Annotated in this window: 14 protein-coding genes; 4 read left to right on the top strand and 10 right to left on the bottom strand. The window is 39.1% G+C overall.

Annotated elements, in window-relative coordinates:
* Window positions 1-38 precede the first annotated feature (38 nt).
* The 3 genes from R3E32_05275 to R3E32_05265 all read right to left on the bottom strand — a co-directional run bounded on the left by R3E32_05275 (window position 39) and on the right by R3E32_05265 (window position 4314).
* Entirely contained in the window at window positions 39-2642 is a 2604-nt protein-coding gene (locus R3E32_05275; GenBank protein MEZ4884133.1) for a membrane or secreted protein, read from the bottom strand.
* A 42-nt stretch (window positions 2643-2684) separates the two neighbouring features.
* Complete coding sequence (locus R3E32_05270; protein ID MEZ4884132.1) at window positions 2685-3278, bottom strand: hypothetical protein; 594 nt, start codon at window positions 3276-3278, stop codon at window positions 2685-2687.
* A 79-nt stretch (window positions 3279-3357) separates the two neighbouring features.
* Window positions 3358-4314 carry a D-2-hydroxyacid dehydrogenase gene (locus tag R3E32_05265; GenBank protein ID MEZ4884131.1) on the bottom strand — a complete coding sequence of 319 codons (957 nt, stop codon included), beginning with the start codon at window positions 4312-4314 and terminating at the stop codon, window positions 3358-3360.
* Window positions 4315-4399: 85 nt separating this feature from the next.
* Between R3E32_05265 and R3E32_05260 the strand changes: the two genes are divergently transcribed.
* Complete coding sequence (locus R3E32_05260) at window positions 4400-5089, top strand: NgoBV family restriction endonuclease (protein MEZ4884130.1); 690 nt, start codon at window positions 4400-4402, stop codon at window positions 5087-5089.
* Here the strand turns inward: R3E32_05260 and dcm are convergent.
* The 3 genes from dcm to R3E32_05245 form a co-directional block, all read right to left on the bottom strand.
* Entirely contained in the window at window positions 5076-6452 is a 1377-nt protein-coding gene (gene dcm / locus R3E32_05255) for a DNA (cytosine-5-)-methyltransferase (protein MEZ4884129.1), read from the bottom strand. The two genes, R3E32_05260 and dcm, sit on opposite strands and share 14 nt — an antisense overlap.
* On the bottom strand, window positions 6439-6723 hold the full coding sequence (locus R3E32_05250) for a DUF6471 domain-containing protein (protein ID MEZ4884128.1): 285 nt from the start codon (window positions 6721-6723) through the stop codon (window positions 6439-6441). The genes dcm and R3E32_05250 overlap by 14 nt, the downstream gene beginning before the upstream one ends.
* A gap of 97 nt (window positions 6724-6820) precedes the next feature.
* On the bottom strand, window positions 6821-9688 hold the full coding sequence (locus tag R3E32_05245; GenBank protein MEZ4884127.1) for an AsmA-like C-terminal region-containing protein: 2868 nt from the start codon (window positions 9686-9688) through the stop codon (window positions 6821-6823).
* A gap of 131 nt (window positions 9689-9819) precedes the next feature.
* On the opposite strand from R3E32_05245, the gene R3E32_05240 reads away from it, so the two are divergent.
* Window positions 9820-10272, top strand: a complete 453-nt coding sequence (locus R3E32_05240) for a hypothetical protein (GenBank protein ID MEZ4884126.1) — start codon at window positions 9820-9822, stop codon at window positions 10270-10272.
* Between the two features lie 30 nt (window positions 10273-10302).
* Here the strand turns inward: R3E32_05240 and R3E32_05235 are convergent, their stop codons facing one another.
* From R3E32_05235 to R3E32_05225, 3 genes are all read right to left on the bottom strand, one after another.
* Window positions 10303-10857, bottom strand: coding sequence for a hypothetical protein (locus R3E32_05235; protein ID MEZ4884125.1), 555 nt, complete (start codon window positions 10855-10857; stop codon window positions 10303-10305).
* Entirely contained in the window at window positions 10850-11284 is a 435-nt protein-coding gene (locus R3E32_05230) for a MerR family transcriptional regulator (GenBank protein ID MEZ4884124.1), read from the bottom strand. The genes R3E32_05235 and R3E32_05230 overlap by 8 nt, the downstream gene beginning before the upstream one ends.
* A gap of 149 nt (window positions 11285-11433) precedes the next feature.
* Window positions 11434-12714 carry a dipeptidase gene (locus tag R3E32_05225; GenBank protein MEZ4884123.1) on the bottom strand — a complete coding sequence of 427 codons (1281 nt, stop codon included), beginning with the start codon at window positions 12712-12714 and terminating at the stop codon, window positions 11434-11436.
* 163 nt (window positions 12715-12877) lie between these two features.
* Between R3E32_05225 and R3E32_05220 the strand changes: the two genes are divergently transcribed.
* Together R3E32_05220 and R3E32_05215 are read left to right on the top strand one after the other, a co-directional pair.
* Window positions 12878-14455 carry a bifunctional metallophosphatase/5'-nucleotidase gene (locus R3E32_05220; protein MEZ4884122.1) on the top strand — a complete coding sequence of 526 codons (1578 nt, stop codon included), beginning with the start codon at window positions 12878-12880 and terminating at the stop codon, window positions 14453-14455.
* A gap of 177 nt (window positions 14456-14632) precedes the next feature.
* Window positions 14633-16531, top strand: a complete 1899-nt coding sequence (locus tag R3E32_05215) for a T9SS type A sorting domain-containing protein (protein MEZ4884121.1) — start codon at window positions 14633-14635, stop codon at window positions 16529-16531.
* A 123-nt stretch (window positions 16532-16654) separates the two neighbouring features.
* Here the strand turns inward: R3E32_05215 and R3E32_05210 are convergent, their stop codons facing one another.
* Complete coding sequence (locus R3E32_05210) at window positions 16655-17875, bottom strand: IS4 family transposase (GenBank protein ID MEZ4884120.1); 1221 nt, start codon at window positions 17873-17875, stop codon at window positions 16655-16657.
* Between the last annotated feature and the right edge of the window lie 194 nt (window positions 17876-18069).

Genomic DNA, 18069 nt, shown 5'->3' with positions numbered 1-18069 from the left:
TAGTTGAAAATAGGAAATACATTTTACTTCATCAAAAATCACCTCAACATCACTCCTACAATTCCTACACCATGCGCTTTCATGCGTTGGTTCTCTTCAATATCAGGTCCAATAGAAATTTGAATTCCTTCAATATCGGCCATATTCAGTTGATGTTGAGTAGTGGCATCTGCTTCAAAATAGTAGGGCAAAAAAGTTGGATAAGGACGGGGCATAGTGATGGTTTTCACTTCTTTCAATGCTGCAATAGGGATTTCGTATTCCTGTAAAGTTGTTCCCAGTTCAACAACTTTGCCATAAGCTCTACCATCTTTAGTGGTAAGTGAAATTTGTATGGGTTTGGGTTCTGCGTCTAATGAACGGGCCTTAAGAACCAAAACTTTCTTTTCAGTTAGTTGCGTTCGTAAGTGATTGACTTTTCGGTTGATGTAGTATTTGATGCTGTAATCGTAAATTGGGGTAGCATTGAGATTTTCTTCGTCTTTTTGGAACAATTCGTTTATTCTGATTTGGTATTCCGCTTCATGGGCTTGGTTGGTAGGAATCAATTGAGAATCTCTTGACCACCAGCTCAGTGAAAGTTTTGTCCAATCCTCTTGAGCATCAAATAAGTAAATTGGCTGCTCTTTTTTGATGACCCGCACGCTGTAAGGAGTGCGCTCATAAAAATCCCAATCGTAGGGAAAACCCGTTTTTGCAGCAGGAAAAGTGGTGTTCTCATCGCTGCTTTTTACATATAAGTAGTAGGTCAAAAAACCTTGCTTGGTTTGATTCTTTGGAATAGTTGCAACATATTTGAAGCCTTCTTTTCGCTCCATTTCTATCAATTTCCAATCCAAGCCGCTGGTCAATTGTAGTTGTACTTTGAAGTTGGGATTGGGGCTGATTACCTGCGCCGTTATTTTCAAATCTTCGTTTGCAGTCGTTGAAGCAAAGGGTTCATGTACCAAATAGATTTTATCCACTGTACTTTTGGGAGCGTGAAATTCACCCAATCGAATGTTTTGCCAATTGTCCGAGGCCTTCCATTTGGAGTTTATACCTGCTTTGGTGAGTAGGTAACTGCCAGGAGTGATCGTAAATAGGCCATTTTTTGTTTGGGTTTTGAAGGAATTACCGTCATTGAGAGGGTGGATATTGAAGTCCATTCCCAAATCATTTAGTTTGATATTTATTTGGTTTTCATTCCATTGAATTACTGCCACTTTTTTGTCGAGGCTGTTTCTACCATATGGATTTCGGATGATAAGTGCGTCAGGCATTACCTCCAATCGCCAAACGCCCTTTTCGAGTTTGTCCAGAAAGTAAGCTCCTGTTCCACTGTATTCCACGATTGGAGAACTGCCATGTCCTGCAAGGTGTTGGAGTTTTGCAGAATTTTTGGGAGCGATGGAAGTGCTGTTGGTGTGAAAATATTTTTCATTGGTATTGAACATCGCGAGATTCTGTTCGTAGTTTACCAAAAAGTCGTCAAATTCGGCGTTTTGGGGGTATGCACCAAAATCTTTGTACATCGGAATGTGGTGAAAAACCTCTGAACATATCTTCAAACTCAATGCCTTGTCTGGTGTATAGGCTAAATTCATGTGGTGCGTATTGTACTCCGTATTGGCATACGCTAAATAAGTGGGGTCATACGCAAAATGTGTGGCAATCTGAATACCTGTTGTTCTGAACGAACGAGCCATTGCAGGATAAATGTAGGATTTGCCAATATCTGCTGCATCAAATTCATAGACCAATTTCGCTGCTTTGTGCTTTTTGATGGTCGCTTCAAAAGGAATGTCGTACTTGTCCACATTCGGTAGAAAATTTCCCTGCAATTCTTCTTGATAACCCAAACCCGTTGGATACCATTGGAAGGTGCCGCCTTGAATATCGGCTTTGAAGTAGTCGTCTGCTAAATGTACGCTGTGGCTGATGTTGTAAAAAATAGGTTTTTCGTAGCCCGTTTTGCGGACAGATTCGACCATTCCTTTTACAAATTTGGTGACTTTTTCGGGAGCTTCTCGGTGATGCGGTTCGTTGCTGATTTCGATGGCAATGAGGCGAGGATCGTTTTTGTACGCAACTTGTGTATAAGGATTGACATGGTTCATGAATTGGTACAAATAATTCTGTTGGGCTGCAATGGCATCGGGATTTGTGAGGCATTTGTCTTTGCCATATTTTGCAGAAAATCCCGGCGTTTTGTCATCGGGTTCAGGCCAACCGTTGCCCCAAAAAGCAATGGGGGTGATGACATAGTTGATGTTTCGTTCACCTAATTTTTTCAATAAATAATCAAAAGCGTTTAAGTGTTCATTGAACAACAAATTTCCCAAAGTGTCACTGATTTCGGTGTCCCAAACATGAACTCTATAAAGGTCGAATCCCAATCGGGAAAAGTGATACACATCTTCATCAATTGCCTCCAACGGATTGACTCCCAACTTCAATGCTGACCGATACGCATGTGCAAAAGGGGTGGTATAGTTCACTCCAAAACCTTGTATTTCTTCTTGTGTATCTGCCCATTTCATCACACCCGAATCGTCTATTACGACTCCTCGTTTGGTGGGGGAAGTGTTGGGTTGTTGTGCTTGAAGTATGAAAATATTGAAGGAGGAGATGAGGAGCAATAAAAGGGAAAAGTGTTTCATAGAGAAAGGGTTTATAACTTGTTAAGTCTTTTAGGAAATTGCTTACTCCTTATTCTTCCCCGTAAAAACGCTTACCTTAGAATTAAGCGGATTCCCTGAAGCACGGCGATAAGCTACAATCTGTCCTGTGTGGTAAATCGCATCTGCAATTGGGCCGTTGAGTAAATTCCAAAAGGGAAAACTCGATGATTTATCACCTCTTTTGAAGACAATATCGAACTTTTTGAGGTCTTTTTTCTTGCTGTTTTTTAGTATTTCACTCGCTATTTTGAAGTTCTCCAAAGTGCGTTTTCGGGTTTCTTCAAAGCTCAATTCTTCAGGTTCAGTAGGAACATTTGCTTTTTGTTGAATCGCATTGAGAACTGTTTGACTAAGGCCGTGAATATGCTCTATGGTATGTCCTGCGCTTCTGCTGTCTTCACTGGGTTTGTATTCGAGGTCTTCTGTTCGCAAACTATCGGTTGCCCAATAGTAGCGATAACCCAAACCGTCTAACATTCTCGCCACAGTAGTCGTAGCAGAATATTTGTCGGGATAGTCGGGGATTTGGTGATAGGGTAGGGGAGAATTACCTGTTTGAGAATAGAGGTTCGTAGCCATAAATAGGGTGATTAGAAGGAGTAAGTATTTGATCATATTGCCTGTAAGGTTTGAAACGAGAAGGTTTGCCAAAGTTAATAAAATGAAGTGAAAATGGGAGAACAAAGCCCAAAAATCAACTCACCACATTTTGTGGTTTTCCCTTCAAAAAAGCTTCAATGTTGTCTGCTACAATCTGAATCAAACGGCTTCTCGATTCTCGGGTTGCCCAAGCAAGGTGAGGAGTAATGATGCAATTGGGAAGGTTGAGAAGGAGGTGGTTTTGTGGAGGCGGTTCTTCTGAAAGTACGTCTAAAGCTGCCCCCGCAATCGAACCATACAAAAGTGCTTCTCGTAAGTCCGCTTCATTGACCAAACCGCCTCGCCCTGTGTTGATTAAGAAGGCAGTGGGTTTCATAATCGAAAGTGTTTTGCGGTTGACGATGTGGGTGTTTTCGTAGGTCAAAGGGGCGTGTAGGGTCAATACATCACTTTTGCCAAACAAGGTCGGAATGTCCACCAATTTCACATATTGAGGTGTAGGTTTGTTGGGATTTTTTCGGACGGCGAGGATGTTCATATCAAAAGCCATTGCAATTTTGATGACCTGCTGCCCGATTTGACCTGTGCCATACACGCCTATCGTTTTGCCTGCCAATTCCATCATCGGACTTTTGGTATAAGACCAATCTTTGGAGTTTGCCCATTCATTGTTTTGGACGCTTTGGTTGTGAAGTGCGACTTGATTGGTCAATTGAAGCAAAAGTGCAAAAACGTGTTGCGCTACCGAAGGAGAACCATAACCAATTGCATTGCATATTGTGATGCCGCATTTTTGAGCTGTTTTTACATCAATGTTGTTGTAGCCCGTTGCAAGTGTACAGACACATTTTAGCTTTGGGGATAATTTGTTGAGCATCGTTTCATCCAAAACTACCTTATTGACCACCAAAATCTCTGCTTGTTTGGCTCGGTCAAATACTAAGTCGGGAGGAGTTCTATCGTAAATAGTTGTTTCCCCTAGTTGGGTGATACCTTTCCAACTCAAATCACCAGAATTGGCTACATAGCCGTCTAAGATTACAATGTTCATAGGAAGAATATTAGTAGGTCAAGAAAGATAATTTAATTACATTTGAGTTTGAATCGTTATTTATCACAATTTTCAAAATGCAAACATGCCGAGCAAATTAAGAGTATCAGCAGCACAAATTTACAATGAACTTGTCAATAATTTTGACATCAAAAGTAAGATTGGAAGTGTTGAAATAAAATTAGGGAATATTACTGCAAGGTACAATGGAAAAGATGCTGTTGGCGATTTGCTTCAAGAATGGATTAGAAATTGGTTTGATAGCAAAAACTATTATTACAGAACTAGAGGAAATACTCAAGAATTTCCTGATTTCTTGCTTTCTGATAGCGATACTGGAGACTTTCTGGAGATAAAAACATTCAATGCCGATGCAGGTCCTGCATTTGATATCGCAAATTTTGATTCATATTGCACATCATTATTGACCAAACCCGAAAGAATTGAAGCAGATTATTTGATTTTGAGTTATAGGATGATTAATGCTGAACTTAGAATTCATAATGTTTGGTTAAAGAAAGTTTGGGAGATTTCAAGCCCCTCTGGACCTAACCCAATCAAAGTTCAAACAAAGAGAGGGCAGATTTACAACATACGTCCATGTACATGGTATTCACAAAGACTTAAACACGTAGCTTTTACAAATAAAATAGATTTTCTCAGAGCTTTAGCTGATACTCAAGATATGTATCTTCAGTGTGCAGGATATAGAGAAAATTGGTTGTACAATGTGATTAATAAATATGCTGAAAATACAGGACTTATGCTTCTATGATTACTTCTTCGATTCGTTCTACCTTTTTGTCTTTTAAGTCTATAGCTTCCAGAACCCTTTCTGCAATAGCTTTCACCACAGGAACGACAACTGTATTGCCGAGTAAATCAAAGGCAAAACGTTCTTTAACAGGTATTTTATAATTTTCGGGATAACCAAAAATTCTTAGACCTTCTCTTATTGTCAACCTTCTAATGCCATTCCCATCAGGAACTACAATTTTCGCCATATCTGTTGCAACAAGGGTAGGAGCGATGTCATTGGGATCTAAAACCTTGTTTACTTCAAAGCTCAGTTTTCCTGTCACAATATTGTAGCCTTTCGGTTTTGTTTCATCATATATCCGAGATTGTATAGTGCCATTTTCTGTTTCCTGTGTCACCAATTTTTTGGGATGTTCAAAACGTAAATAACCCTTTTCAACCAAATCGTCCAGTAATTCTTTTAAGTTGTAACTGCTAAATAAATTATTGGAAGGAGCAAAAGTTTGAATTTGCTTCAAAGTCAAGGGCATACCATCCATCCAATCAATGCCAATCTCTTTCGCCCAATGCTTTTTTCTACGTTCTTTAAATAGTTGATTCAATAAAGAGATTTGTTCTTTTGTGCATTCGCCCTTAAGCCCAATATCCCAACTATGAATGTTGTTCTTGCCGCCTCGTTTGTCTTTTATAGATTTACCATACAGTTCTTGAATCGTAAAGTGAGCCAATAGTTTCTGAGTAAAATCGGTATTCATAGTTTCCTTGCCTTCTTCCAAGACACTCCTCAAAACCTTGTATTCCACATAAAAATCCTTCAATGAAATTTTGTGGTCTTTCGTGCCAACGATAAACACTCTCTTTCTTGACTGAGGCACACCAAAATTTACAGAATCCAGAACCTCCCAAGATACCTGATAACCAAGTTCTTTTTCAAGCTTATAGATAATTGTTGATAAAGTTCTACCTATAGGGTCTTTTTTGTTTTCTAAATCATGTTTAACCAAACCTTCTACATTTTCGAGTATAAAACCCATAGGTTGATGGTATTTGATTATTCTTTCAATCTCAAAAAACAAAGTTCCTCTTGTATCAGCAAAACCTTGCCTTTTCCCGCCAGTGCTAAATGGTTGACAAGGAAAACCTCCAAAAAGGAAATCAAAATTTGGAATATCCTCATTTTTTACTTGAAAAATATCTCCCACAAAGTTTTCATGGTCATGATTGTACTTCAAAGTTTTGATTGCATGAGGCTTGATTTCAGAGGTCATCACACACTCTGCTTCAATACCTTTATCTTGACATGCTTGTTCAAAACCCAAGCGGATTCCTCCTAATCCAGCGAACAAATCAATAAAACGTAGTTTATTATTTTTTATCATTATTTATTGTGTATTCAATTTTTGGCTCGGCAGCAATGCTTAAATTTGTTGGATAATCGCTAATATCCAATTTTGAACAACCAATTACATCTAAACATTGTAGGAAGAAAGTTGCACTAAAAGTTCCTCTGCTAATTTTGCTTGCAATACTTGATTTCGTTTCATTCAAACCCACATTGTTTAGAAGAATAACCAAATCGGTAGTTGTTATACCTCTTTTAACCAATTCAGATTTTAATAATCGTTTGACTTTTTCATTGGTATAAAGCATAGATGTAATTTTATAATGCAATTTTAAAGAAAAAATCTCATATATGCAATAATAATCTCAAAAATGCTCATTTCTTTAAAAAAGAAAACTTCATTTTTTAATTCCCCGAAGTATCCACAGGTTCCTCCTTCTTTTTCGGTTTCCCAAAAAGATTTTTCAAAGTTTCATTCGCTTTGTCTTTGGCGTTTTTACCCAAATTTTGCTCCAGCGAATCCTTAGAACCTTTGGTGTCGTCCTTTCCGCCCTTCAATAAGTCCGTTGCCTTGTCTGCCACACCTTTTGTACCATTTTCTTTGAGGTCTTTCACTTGATCTTTCAAGAAAACCTTTGCAGAATCAGGATTCTCCAAGGCTTTACTTTTCAAGTCTTTGGTCAATCCACCTGCTTTATCTTTTAGTTCGTCTTTCACCTCATTGGTAGCCTGTGTGATTTTTTCTTTTTGCTTGTCCACCAATTCTTTCGCCTCATCTTTCACCATGTTGACCGATTCGTCAATGAGTTCCTTTGCAGCATCTACAACCGATTTACCCGCCGAAGCCAAAGCATCCGTAAAGTCGGTTTCCACTTTTGGATCTTGCAGTGTACCCGTTAGTTTGAGATTGATGTTGATAAAATCTGGCACATCCAATACAATGTCTTTTTTAGCCAGCTGCTCGGTTAGGCTCAATACCAGCGATTTAGCTTGTGCGCCCAGCTTGTCTCTCGGTACTTGTACCTTGATGTCGTAGTCCAAAGTTTGGTCGAAACCATGTGTACCAAATATGTTCATTTTTACCCCAAAAGGACTGATATCGAAAGGTTTGACTGATACACGTCCATTTTCAAAAGAAAAAATAGTGCTGGCATCGAAATTTTTGACTTGTTCTAATTCCTTGATTTGAAGTGCATTTGCTATTTTGTCCATTGGTTTGAATCCTGCAATGCTTCCCTTCAACACTGCAAACAAACCATTTCCATCAAAAGTGCTCATGTCGGGCATCATGTTTTCGTTCAGATTACCCGAAACCTTAAATTTTGAAGAAAAATTACCTTTGATGTATTTGGCAATCGGAGCGAGTTTTTCCATCGAATTGAAGGTGATAAACGCCTGAACTACATCAATTTCTTTCATATCATACTCCATACTCACATGAGGCTTATTGGAATGGTCTTTGGTACTATAAGAACCATTCATCACAATGCTTCCATCCAAGGTTTCTGACGAAAAATCGGCGAGTTCAATAGATTCATCTTTGACTAAGAGTTTACCTGTTACATTTTTCAGTTCGATGTTGTCGTACAACACTTTACCTGCTTTTGCAGTGATGGTCATATCGATGTTTTCGGGAACTTCAAACACTTCATAGACCTCCGAAGCACCTTTCGCATCGGGATCTGCTGGCAAGGTTTCTCCTTCCTCCAAAAGCCACTCATTGCAGTCAAATTGATTGGATTGAATGTCTGCCTTTCCTGTCAATGTTCCTTTCCCAAACGCATAGCCTAGAATATTTTCCACACTTGCCGAACCCTTAAAATCACTGCGTCCCACGATTGCATTGATGTCACGCACTTGCACGTTGCTGGGCGTAAAAAACATAGATAAACTCTTGACATTCAAATCTTGTGGTAAATTGGTTGATGCATAAATCAAATCATTTACCTTCAAATCTCCACTCATGTCAAACTGTTCGTAGCGACTCTGTTCGACATCCGACATCTTTCCTTTGGCTACAATATCCGCTTCAATCATACCCGACATTTTCGCTCCTTCCATCGGATAACTTTGCGCCAAATTGGTGAGATTTACCTTACCTTTTGCTTTCATGTCAAAATTGGGGTCAGAAACGGGGGTTTTGATATTTGCTACGATTTCAAATGGGTCTTGATCTACTTGAAAGGCAAATTTGGAGAAGTTGATTTCGGTATGATCGGGAACACCATCTGGATTTTTGATTTGCATATCAACTTGGATGTTTTCCACTGCTTTCGGCAAATCAGGGTATTGAAAATAAGCGTCCATTGCCTTCAAATCTACATTGAAGCCAGGCATTTTTTGTGCATTGTACGTACCTTTCACAAAGCCCTTCAATGCCATTCGCCCCTTTGTTTCGACACCTTTAAAATCATTCATGTAAATAGCGGGCATCAAAGACAGCAAATATTTGAAGTCTGATTCTTTGGCATCAAAGGTGATGTCCATGTTGATATCGTCCGAAGTAGGAGGCATTTGTAGCCAACCATCTACGTCAATTGGTAGCGCATTCAGCAATACTTTTCCGCCTTTGAAGGTATATTTTCCGTTCACCATGTCCATCGCAAAATCTGTGTCAACTTTTGTTTTCACCCGATTGAGGTAAGCAATTCCCTCATAATTGATGGTAAAAGCATCCATCGTAGTTTTGGTATTGAGCGTGAATAAGTCTTGCGTAAAATCTCCTTTCCCTTCATGATTCAGTCCTTTTATCGTCACTTTGGTATCCAAAGAAGCGTCGTCGTAAATGATGTCGGTATTGGCAAGACTGTATGCTTGAACGCCTACATTGAAGGTCGTGGGTTCGGCTTCGGCATTCGTCACTTCAATAGTGTCTGGCAAAGTCACATCCCAATTCGCTCGTCCATCTCTCAACACTTTTGCCAAAATTTTGGCATCAATGACCTTGACCTGCTTGACTTCAATTTGTTCTTGATTAAAAAGTGATTTAACATTGACAGTCAGTGCCAACTGAGAAATATTGGCAAGTGTATCTCCTTCAAAATCGCCCTTTCCTGCTATCTCTAAGTTTTCTAAGCATACATGTAAATCTGGAAAATCCTTGATGAGCGAGAGGCTAATATCGCTGAAATCAACATGCGCATTCAGATTGGCATTGAGTTGTTCTTTGGCAAAAGTGACTATCTTGGCTTTGAAAAAATTGGGGGCAATTATCAATGCTGCAACAAACAGCAAAACAATGCCGAGTATGATGAGGGAAATTTTCTTTATCATTTGTGTAATTAAGTTCAAAAATTAAAAATAAATTGCGTAACTAGCTTATGGACTATTTTTTAGAAAGTAGTAACGCTATAGATAAAACACTTCGTCTTATTAAATGTTCTTATAATAAAAAATACCTACTCATGAAATTCTCTTGTTTATTATTACTTTTTAGCTCCTTTGTGTTTTTGTTTGGCTGCAATGGTGATGCTGCAAAAACTCCGTCTGAACCAATTTCTCAAGTGAAAGAACTGCAAAAAGAGGTCATGAAAATCCACGATGAAGCGATGGCTAAAATGGATTTGATATACCGATTGAAGAAGCAGGTCAGTAGTCTGGCAGACAGCCTAATGAAAAACGACCCTTCTTTGACTCCAAAAGCTAAGATTGGCTTTAATGAATATATCATAAGTTTAGAAGCGGCTGACGAATCCATGATGAATTGGATGCGAAATTACAAAGCACCTAAGGATAAAAGCGAAGAGGAGGCGATGGCATATCTTCAAGACCAAATGCAAAAAATTGAAAAAGTCAAAAAAGAAATGAATGAGGCGATTACAGGAGCAGAAGAATTTGTGAAAAAATACCAACCCTAAATTTGATTTTTGAAAACTTCAAAATTTTCATCATTTATTGTTCTTCTTCCAAGCTTTGACTCCCCACCAAGCAATTAGCACCAAACATACGCCACAAAGCAGCCATTTCCCATTCGCAAAACAGGCACTCAAACCCACCATAAAAGCATTGATAAGTTCGGTATGTGTCAGCAACAAAAGGTGCATCACATTCTCAAAAATGTCTCCTGTGCCAGCCAAAAAAGGAAGAAACAGTACGAAATTGTATTGAGTAGAAACCTCAGAACGGTTCATCACCATCGCCAAAGCAGTGGCAAGAAACAAACTGTAAGCGAGAGGATGCAAAAACAGGTCAAGATAGTAATGTTGAAAATAGTGAGGCAAAAGGCCGTAAGCTCGCCATTCCGAAATGATTTGTTGGAAAGTAGTTACCGAAAAAGTGGTTTGTAGTTGCAGCACCTTTTCGCTTCCCAAAGGATTGATAATATAGGCTATCACCGACTGAAAAACCAAAAAAATAATCCCAAAAACCAACAAAAACTGAGGCTTATTTAATTGTTGTCTGATGAAAGAAGCATATTTGTCTATCATTTGAGCCTTATTCATTATCTACTAAATTTCTCATTTCTACCAAAAATGTCCGAATATTCTTCAAGGTCTTGATAACTTTCTGCCTGTTTTCCAATTCATCACGGTTTTCCTTCAATTTATTTTTGGCACCTTCAAGCGTATAACCCCGTTCTTTCACTAGATTGTGGATAAGGCGTACTGTTTCAACATCTTTTTCGGTGTAGAGGCGATTGCCCTGACGGTTTTTCTTGGGTTTGAGAATCGAAAATTCCGTTTCCCAATAACGCAACAAGGAAGCATTTACGTCAAACATTTCAGCAACTTCACCGATACTATAGTATCTTTTTTTCATACCTTTTGCTTGAGAAACCAGATTTTTTGGGAAATCGAAGTGCATTTGTTTTTCTAAGTCAGACTTATCTTGACTGCCAAATGCTTGAAGATTAGATTTCTTTTTTGACATGGTTATTGAAGGAAGCGGACTTGAGTTAATAAGTTCACACTCAAAATACAAATTCAGGTTCAAAAACGCAAATTTTTTGAAAAATTGTAGGGTGAAGACTTCCGAAATTTGCTTTTTGAAATAGTAAATTTCGGAAGTCTGTACTAAAACTAACTCTGTTTCTGCAAATCCTTTGATACCTCCAAAACCTTATTCCATACTCGAAAAACATTCCCGTAACAAATTTTTTGAATGTCCTCAGATGAATAACCACGCTTCAACAAGACATAAATCAAATTGGGATAATCCGAAACATCCTTCAATCCAGTCGGTAAACTATCGCCCACACCATCGTAATCCGAACCAAAACCCACATGATCTACTCCTGCCAATTTCACTACATGGTCAATATGGTCTGCCACTTTTTCCACATCTGCAAACAAAGTCGGGTGGTCAATTTTGAATTGTTCGATAATCGGTTTTGCAGTAGAATCCTCGTCCGTCAAACCCTTTGCAGCCAATATCTGCTTGAGCGTATCACTCATGGCATCGTAGTGATTGCGGCTTGCTTCATCCACAAAAGTAGAACCGAAGTTGATCATGATTACCCCATCGTTTTTGCCCAATTTTTCGATCATATCATCACTCATATTTCGTTCAAAACCAGGGGTGAAATATCGAGCCGAAGAGTGAGAAGCAATCACAGGGGCTTTGCTGAGTTTCATCACCTGATAAAACGTGCTGTCCGAAACGTGTGAAATATCCACCATAATCCCCACACGATTCATTTCTGCCACCACATCCCGACCAAAATCACTCAATCCGTTCCAAAGTCGAGTTGTATCGTAAGAAGAATCACAAATTTGGTTGTTTTTGGAGTGCGTCAAAGTCACATAGCTAATGCCTCTATCCCTGAAATACTTCACATTCGCCAAATCATCTTCAATTGGTGCGCCATTTTCCATACCCATTGGAAGCGCAATTTTACCCGCTTTTACAATAGATTCCACTTCGGCTGGCGTACTCGCTATCGTAAAATTATCGGGAATACTGTCTGCAATCGCCGTCACCATATCAATCAATCCATCTGCAAACTTCTTTGCACCACCTGTTTGGTAACTTGCAGGAATGTAAATGGACATAAAAGGTGCGTCCAAGCCACCTTCTTTCGCACGTTTGAAGTCAAAATCACCCTCGTCCGTTTCAATCGGAATACCCAAGTATTTTCTGGTCAATTGAAAGTTTTGGACAGTCAGCCGATACGGCAAATCCACATGACCATCTACGATAATGTAGTCATGCGCCAGTTGTTGAGCTTGTTGACGGTATTGCTCGTCTTTTACTTCGGTCGTGTCATTTTGGGGTTGACTACTCGATTCGTTTCCACAAGAAACCATGCAAAATGTTAATGCACATAACAATAAATTAAAAAAGTGTTGTGTTGTTTTCATTTGTTATTGATGGGTTAGTTGTTAAATCATTTAATGGACAAAATAAGGATAATGTCAAGAAAATCTACTCAAATTAGTAGTATCAAGAATTTTTCTTGTCGAAAAAATGTCCTTATCTTACTCAACTAATGCTTTTTTTAAATCAAAAAAACCTCTTTTAAACATGAAAAACTATCTTTTTTTACTCTTTTTAGCCACCCTTTTAGTCACCTTCAATAGTTGCGACCCTTCCAAAAAAACCATCAAAACTCCTACATCAGATGTTCCTGCAATGGAAGATGTGGATGATGGTATGATTGAAGTCGTATTTTTGCAGATGAACGATGTCTATGAAATCGCCCCATTGGAAGGCGGCAAAGTAGGCGGATTGGCAAGAGTAGCCACGATTCGTGAGCAATTATTGAAGGAAAATCCATTGGTTATCACCGTTTTGGCAGGCGATTTTTTGAGTCCTTCCCTCATTGGCACATTGAAGTTTGAAGGCAGTCGTATCAAAGGTAAACAGATGGTGGAAACCATGAATGTGATGGGAGTAGATGTCGTTACATTCGGCAATCACGAGTTTGACCTAGACGAAGACGATTTGCAAGCTCGCATCAATGAATCCAAATTTGAGTGGGTTGTGGCAAATGTGCTTCAAAAAGACAGCGCAGACAATATAAAGCCTTTCGCCAAAATGGTGGATGGCGAAGCCCAAAACCTCCCCGATACCTATCAGCTCAACCTCACCGACGAAGACGGTACAAATGTAAGCATCGGCATTTTATCGGTTTGTTTGAGTGATAACAAAAAAGAATATGTATATTACGATGATATTTTTGAATCTGCCGTACAAGCTTATGGCGAAATGAAAGCTGAAACAGACTATATCGTAGGCTTGACCCACCTCAATGTAGAAGACGATTTGGAATTGGCCAAAAAACTTCCACTGCCCCTCATCATGGGAGGACACGATCACGACAATATGTACCACGAAGTCGGAGCAAACAGAGTCGCTAAAGCAGATGCCAATGCCAAAACTGTCTATGTACACCGCCTGAACTTCAATAAAAAAACAGGGACGGTCAAAGTGAACTCCGAATTGGTGGAAATCAACGACAAAGTAGCCGAAGATGAAGAAGTGAAAAAAGTCGTGGATAAATGGAATGATATTGCAGATAAAAGCATGAAAGAAGCAGGTTTTGACCCCAACGAAACCCTCACTACCCTCAAAGAACCTTTGGACGGACGTGAGAAAACTATGCGAAATGGCCCAACCAACATGGGCGACATGATTACCAAAGCCATGCTCAAAGCTGCTCCAAAGTCGATAGCCGCTTTCACCAATTCAGGTTCGGTGCGATTAGACGATTTCTTGAAAGGTGCAATCACACAAGTCGACATCATACGTACTTTGCCCTTTGGCGGGAGTATTGTAGAAGTCGAAATGTCGGGCGAACTCTTACACGAAATTTTGGTCATTGGACGAGAAAATGCAGGCACAGGCGGCTACCTTCAATGGCAGAAAATCACCTACAACGAAGCAGACAATACTTGGACGATTAACGGCAAAACCCTCAATCCAACCACAACTTACCGAGTCGCATTGACCGACTTTCTACTCACAGGTCTGGAAAAAGATTTGGATTTTTTGACCCGTGACAATCCCGACATTTTTAAGATTTATGAAGCAGAGAAGGGAGACATAGATGATTTGAGGGCAGATGTTAGAAAGGCGGTTATTGAGTATTTGAAGGAATAAAAGAAATCCTTTAATTGTTATTTTTTGGATAAGCCAAAAAAAGGGATATTTCAAAGAGAAATTAAAATTATTTGGAAATTTTGACAGAAAACTGACTTTTTAACATAGGAATCTCAAAAATTTAACTTAGATTTAACACTTATTTTTTATTAAACCAATTACTAAAATTTTAAGATGATGACAAGATTTTTTACAAAATGTTTGGTGCTGTTGTGTTTAGCAGTTCTTTGTTGTTTTTCGCTGCAAAATGCTGCTGCTCAGTGTGGAGCAGGAGAAGTTAGCGTAGGTATAAAAATCCATGAGACAGGTGATTTTCTTAGTGAAGTAGGCTGGCAATTAGTGGATAGTGGTGCTAATGAAATAGCATCGGATTGTGACCCAACTGCTGAAGCCTGTACACAACTTTGTTTAACAGAGGGAGAAAATTACACTTTCAATGCTTTTGATTCTTTTGGGGATGGATGGAATGGCAATTCATTTTCCATTTACTTGATTGATGGTCCCAATGCAGGTTGTGAAATCATCAATGGTTCACCTAGCAACAATACTCTAGGAAGTTCAATTTGTCCTAGTGGAGGTGACTTAGAAGATCAATTTGTTTTTGACCCAGCCGCCCCTGCCTGTGCCACATTGATTGATTTGAGTGGCTGTACCGATCCCTCTGCCACCAACTACGATGCCTGTGCTGCAACCGATGACGGCTCATGTGTTTATCCTCCTGACAACGATTTATGTGCAGATGCAGAAACCATCGAATGTGGAGATGTTTTGTCTGGCACAACTGTAAATGCAAACTTTGATGATGTAGGCTCTTGTGTAACCTCCAATACTTCTCCTGGTGTATGGTATCATTTTATCGGCACAGGAGCAGATGTAACAGTAGATATTTGTGGTGCTACACATGACTCTAAAATGAGCATTTTTGAAGGTGATTGTGGTGATTTAGTCTGTGTCATTGGAGAAGATGATGATTATGCTGTTTGTGGAGGAAATGACCCTTCTGTTGATTTTACCAGCGTGAAGTGTAAAGATTATTATATTTTGGTGCATGGGTTTAGTAGTGGCACAGGAGATTTTGACATTACCTTAACTTGTTCAGAAGATATTGAAGTAGTAGCCGAAGGCTGTACAGACCCTAATGCACACAATTATGAAGCAGCGGCTTGTGTTGACAACGGTTCCTGCGAAACCTGTGATGATAAAATCTTGAATGGCGATGAAATAGATGTGGACTGCGGTGGTGCATTGTGCGCTCCTTGTCCTTGTGGTATTCAGGTCAATACCGATGTCGTAGCATCAGAGTCAGGTTGTGCGCCAGGAGCTAAACAGAGAGTCGTTTTGGTTTCATTCACTGGAGGAATTCCACCGATTACCTATACACCAATGGGTCAAGGTAGTACATTCATCTCCGAAAAAGCCCCAGGCGTGTATCAAGTAGTAGGTTATGGACCTTGGAGCATTTCTGCCTCCGACCCAAGTGGCTGTTTCCAAATCGCACAAAGCAGCGACATGGTGTATGTCTCTGACCAAAGTGCGACCAACGAAACAGCAGCGGGGGCAGCAGATGGTACGGCTACCGTAGAAGCGACAGGCGGTACACCTCCTTATGACGTAGCGTGGTCGAACGGTTCAACAGGTACAATTGAAGCCTCTGGCGGAACACATACCATCACCAATGCAGTAAGCGGCTACCATGAAGCAGTGGTAACCGATGCAAATGGTGAAGTAGCCAAAGTTTGTATCTATGTCGGCCGCAATTCTTCAACTGGTGGCGGACGAGGTAGAGGCCGTAAAACAGCCGACATCACAACTGCAAGCACTTTGATCGCTCAACCAAATCCATTTGCAAATTCAACGATTGTTCACTTCAATATTGCCGAAACGAGCAATGCTACCGTAAGCGTCTTTGCATTGGATGGCAAACAAGTGACAACTGTTTTTGAAGGACAAGCAGAAGCGGGTGAAAATTACCACGTTGAATTGAACGCTTCTCAATTTGCGACAGGTGTTTATATTCTTCGATTGACCACCGATTCAGGTGTAGTCGAGCATCAACGCATTGTAGTAGCGAAATAGGCTTTTACGACTGACGTTTTTCTTGTAAAACTTAGAATAGAAATCCCATTGATTCGATAAGAGTCAATGGGATTTTTATATTTATTCGATAATTGTCAATATCGTATAAGGACTGTACGGAACTTATGGTTCCTTAAATTTAAGATTTTTCAATTTCTGCTTTACAATGATTTTTGCTTTCTCTTCAGCAAGTTGATTAAGAATTGAAAAAAGTAACTGTTCTTCAAATAGTAATCTTGGAATTTTATATCCTTTTAACTTGTTTTCTTCCTTGAAAACAGTGAGTAAAAGAGCAAATATTAGTGTGAGATATATTTGAGTTTTTACTCCATTTTTAGTCCGATTTAACAAGTGCTTGATGCTTAATTCTTGTTTGATAAATCTGAAAAAGACTTCAATTTCCCACCGTAATTTGTAAATCTGAGCAATGATTTGAGCTGGTAATTCTGTAATATTAGTGATGAAAAAAAGTCTTTTTCCTGTATCTTCTATTTCAATTTCAATGAGCCGAAACTCATAATCAACCTTTTGATTGCCTTCTTTAAATAGATGTACTACACTGTCTTGTACTATTTTATTTCCCTCAACAGTTTCTAAATCAGTTGCATCATTATAGGTTCGAATGAACTCATATTTTAGATTATCAGCTCCTCTGGTTACGAAATTAATCCCTTGATTATCAAATGATTTAAACTTTTCTCTGCCTTTTAAACCACTATCAAATACAACAAAATCATGTTCGGTGGGTTGAGCGGCAAGAATACCTTCATACAGGGCAGTTTCTTCACTCAAATGAGCTTGGTCAAAAAAACTCTTGACATACTTAGGCAAACGACCTTTCATTCCAACAGTAAATTTGAGTTGGACTTTTTCAAACCCCTCTTCAGGAGGGCGACCTACTCGCATCCCCCAACTTACCAAAGCCGAACTAATCGCAATAAGAGTAGAATCAAATCGAAAAACTCTATTTATCAGTTCTTTGTTAGAAAAGTAAGTAGAAAAATGACCATAACACCATTCAAAAATAGATTGAAAGTAATTGCTGTTAATTTTACTTAATCTGTCTGCTATTGAACTATGACGTGTTTGATGACCGTCATTCTTAGTGCTTATATAATCAAAGATAGGAGAATTATACAAGGTTTCTAATACATGCGTACTTAGCCGATTACTTCGGCTCATACCGTATAAAAAGAGTTCTAAAATCACACGACCTCGAAAATGGCTTACATTCCAATCCACTTTTGTCTCCTTTTTAGCACTTTCTAAGAGGCTTTTAGGGATTAATTCGAGAATATCTGTTACTTTTACTTGCTTTTTGTTCTTTTGAGTCAATCTGTTCATTTGTATAATATACTAATAATAAACGACTTATCCAAATTTATCAAAGTTCCGTACAAGCGTTATATCGTATAACAAAAATTATTTGACATTTACAAGGGCATAGCCCTGACTCTATCTGTAGAAAATAAATGGAATAGAAACGATTAGGAGCGTAGCTTCGGCACAACTAAATAACTGATTTTCTATGGTGTCGA

This window comes from Chitinophagales bacterium (assembly GCA_041392475.1).
Lineage (GTDB): Bacteria > Bacteroidota > Bacteroidia > Chitinophagales > UBA2359 > JAUHXA01.
Note: the sequence above shows the minus strand (reverse complement) of the source record. Positions and strands in the feature narration are given on the sequence as shown.

What these genes read in the sequence shown, in the direction of transcription:
- R3E32_05275 (MEZ4884133.1), bottom strand. Translation starts at nt 2,642, where the DNA reads ATGAAACACTTTTCCCTTTTATTGCTCCTCATCTCCTCCTTCAATATT.
- R3E32_05270 (MEZ4884132.1), bottom strand. Translation starts at nt 3,278, where the DNA reads ATGATCAAATACTTACTCCTTCTAATCACCCTATTTATGGCTACGAAC.
- R3E32_05265 (MEZ4884131.1), bottom strand. Translation starts at nt 4,314, where the DNA reads ATGAACATTGTAATCTTAGACGGCTATGTAGCCAATTCTGGTGATTTG.
- R3E32_05260 (MEZ4884130.1), top strand. Translation starts at nt 4,400, where the DNA reads ATGCCGAGCAAATTAAGAGTATCAGCAGCACAAATTTACAATGAACTT.
- dcm (MEZ4884129.1), bottom strand. Translation starts at nt 6,452, where the DNA reads ATGATAAAAAATAATAAACTACGTTTTATTGATTTGTTCGCTGGATTA.
- R3E32_05250 (MEZ4884128.1), bottom strand. Translation starts at nt 6,723, where the DNA reads ATGCTTTATACCAATGAAAAAGTCAAACGATTATTAAAATCTGAATTG.
- R3E32_05245 (MEZ4884127.1), bottom strand. Translation starts at nt 9,688, where the DNA reads ATGATAAAGAAAATTTCCCTCATCATACTCGGCATTGTTTTGCTGTTT.
- R3E32_05240 (MEZ4884126.1), top strand. Translation starts at nt 9,820, where the DNA reads ATGAAATTCTCTTGTTTATTATTACTTTTTAGCTCCTTTGTGTTTTTG.
- R3E32_05235 (MEZ4884125.1), bottom strand. Translation starts at nt 10,857, where the DNA reads ATGAATAAGGCTCAAATGATAGACAAATATGCTTCTTTCATCAGACAA.
- R3E32_05230 (MEZ4884124.1), bottom strand. Translation starts at nt 11,284, where the DNA reads ATGTCAAAAAAGAAATCTAATCTTCAAGCATTTGGCAGTCAAGATAAG.
- R3E32_05225 (MEZ4884123.1), bottom strand. Translation starts at nt 12,714, where the DNA reads ATGAAAACAACACAACACTTTTTTAATTTATTGTTATGTGCATTAACA.
- R3E32_05220 (MEZ4884122.1), top strand. Translation starts at nt 12,878, where the DNA reads ATGAAAAACTATCTTTTTTTACTCTTTTTAGCCACCCTTTTAGTCACC.
- R3E32_05215 (MEZ4884121.1), top strand. Translation starts at nt 14,633, where the DNA reads ATGACAAGATTTTTTACAAAATGTTTGGTGCTGTTGTGTTTAGCAGTT.
- R3E32_05210 (MEZ4884120.1), bottom strand. Translation starts at nt 17,875, where the DNA reads ATGAACAGATTGACTCAAAAGAACAAAAAGCAAGTAAAAGTAACAGAT.